Origin of the sequence: Thomasclavelia sp. (assembly GCF_017889095.1) — a bacterium.
Lineage (GTDB): Bacteria > Bacillota_I > Bacilli_A > Erysipelotrichales > Coprobacillaceae > Thomasclavelia.
In genome coordinates this window covers 1-2630 of the sequence record NZ_JAGHEW010000350.1, presented here as the reverse complement: position 1 = coordinate 2630, position 2630 = coordinate 1, and the positions used below count along the sequence as shown (strand labels likewise).

Sequence of the window (2630 nt, the reverse complement as noted above, 5' to 3'; positions counted from 1 at the left end):
CATTAGTAGTTTTATTATCATCCTTATTAGTATCTTCTGCTGGTTCTGTTTCTTCAATTACCTCCAATTTACTATAAGCATCTTGTAATGCATTTAAAGCTTGATCAATAGCTATCTGCATTGCATCTGGATCATCTAAAACATTTTTAGCTAATTCTAATGCATTTACAAAATTCTTCCAGCTAGCTTCACTATATTTATCACTATTTAAACTTTGATAACTATCATAAATACTTTGTAATTCAGCTTTATTACCTGTTTTTTCTAAATTATCAACAGCTTCTTGTAACGTATTTATCGCTTGATTAAATTCTTTACTTGAAGCTTCATATTTTAAATACTCTTCACTTAACATTTCTTTAGCTTTAGTTAACGCATCTTTAAATACCTGATAACTTTCACTAGTATAACCATCACTACTAATATCTTTTACCTGGTCATATAAAGTTTGCATACTAGCTACATCCAAATCATCTTCACCTAATTGACGAACATTTTCAATTATATCCACACCAATATATTTACCATAATTAGCACTATTGCCATTAGTATCTTTACCTACTACTGCCATACCATTTTGATAACTGATTAAGAATTTTCTTGACCAGCCTTCACCGGTTTCACCAGTTTGAATATCTTTACCGCTACTAACACCATCACCAACACCATTGATGATTGAATTAATTTTTTGTAATGCCCCATCATCTTTGGCAAATGTTTGTAAGCAGGCGTTTTCAACAATAACATTTTCACTGTTAGGAACTTCAATTTCATTATCTAATTGAATTTGCACTTTTGAAGCATCATAGTCTTCACCAGTATAAATAAAGACATTATAAATTCCTAAACCAACTGCATAATGGTTTTTAACATTGTTGCTTACTTTATATGAGGCATAACCATTAACCGTACCATTGTGTGACATCCAGGCTGATTGTGAAATTGGGTCATAAGCAGTTTCATTTTGATAGAAATAAGTTGCCCCGTTTTCACCGTTCCACAAAGTATTGTATTTTTGGAAATGCTCATTAAATAATGCATAACAAGTTACATCATCACCATTAACGATCAAACCATGGTCAGATTCATTTCCATACCACTCAACGCCAGCACCATGGTCAGCGCGCCAAATCCAGAAATGATCACACAATACATCGTTAGCATTAATTTCCAACGCATTATCTGCTTTGGTAAGAGTATCTGTTGTTCCTCCAACTCTAAAGAATAAATCTTGTAAAACAATTGGGTCATCTTCATGACTTACTGATGTTTTTTGACTGCCAACCTTTAATAAATACTTACTATGACTTCCAGCATCAAAAATCAATCCTGCAATTTTAATACCATCTAGATCACCAACGATCATTGCCGCTTCTTCATTATCTGGAATAATTGAAGTCATTCCCGTTCCTAATAAAATAGTATTCGCTTTATTTACCAAAATCGGTTCTTCAACGTGGTAAGCTCCTGGTGTAAAATAAATATTTTTTCCATCAGCAATTTGTTTATTAATTGTTTCAGCACTATCATCAGGGCTGGCGATATAGAATTTACTTAAAGGAATACTCTTTCCTTCACCCATATCATCTTCAGACCAGCTTACCCCTTTAGTATTTTCTCTAACAGCTGGTACAAATACCTGGTATTCACCATCATCATCAATATATAAGAATGGTTTTTCACTAATCTTTGGTGTTGTTTCAATATTAGTGAATACTTGCTGATTATTATCACTGCCAGCAAGATTCCAGTTTGAATAACCATTACCATTAATTAAACTATATCCCGTATCTTGATTTGGTAAACCACTAGAAATTACTCCCTGATAGAAATTATTTAATGTAGTTCCAAACGCATCACCTTTAATGACACTATTACGAGTATAGAACTGTTGTCCAGAATGAGTCCCGGCATTATTTTCAAAATAACTGTCAGCTACATAACCACCACTAGCCCAGCCATAATTCCAATCATAAGAAGTTGCTCTTTGGCTATAGACTCTTCTAAGCGGTGCTGCCTGAGCTACCGCCCAGTTAAACTCATCACTGCGCCATGATTCATATTGTGCTTTTCCTTGTTCATTACCAGTTGCAATAATCGAAACATTTTCCATAGAACGCCAGAAATTACATGTGGCATTATTATCACTTAAATAAGCAGGAATCGCGACATTGTTTAATTTAACATCATAAGGTGTTTTTCCTAAACCATTAAATGACGTATAGAAACCTAAATACATACAGCTAGTTTCACTATAATCACCAGGTTTAAAATATACTTGATATTGATCTGCTTTAAACTGGGCATCTTCATTTGCATCATGTTGTTGATTGAATAAATCTTGTAAAACAGTATCAATTTGTTTTACATCATCATGTGGTGAAAAAATAATAGTATGATCACCAAATAACTCTGTTTCTAAAGAAACAAAACGTGATACATCTGAATATTCCGCTTCATCACTTAATTCTTGATTATTACCATTATTGATAGCGACAACTCGATAATAATTTTCGTATTTATTACCTGTCAAAGCTACTTCGATTGAAGTATCACTTACCAATTTTTCAATATTACTATATGTACCATAAGCACTTTTAGCCCATTGCAATTGATAGTGAGTTGCATTT

1 pseudogene is annotated in these 2630 nt (G+C 33.0%); it reads right to left on the bottom strand.

Annotated features, from left to right (window positions below):
- Window positions 1-2630 (bottom strand): annotated as a pseudogene (locus J7M77_RS15005) (hypothetical protein); the annotation flags it as partial.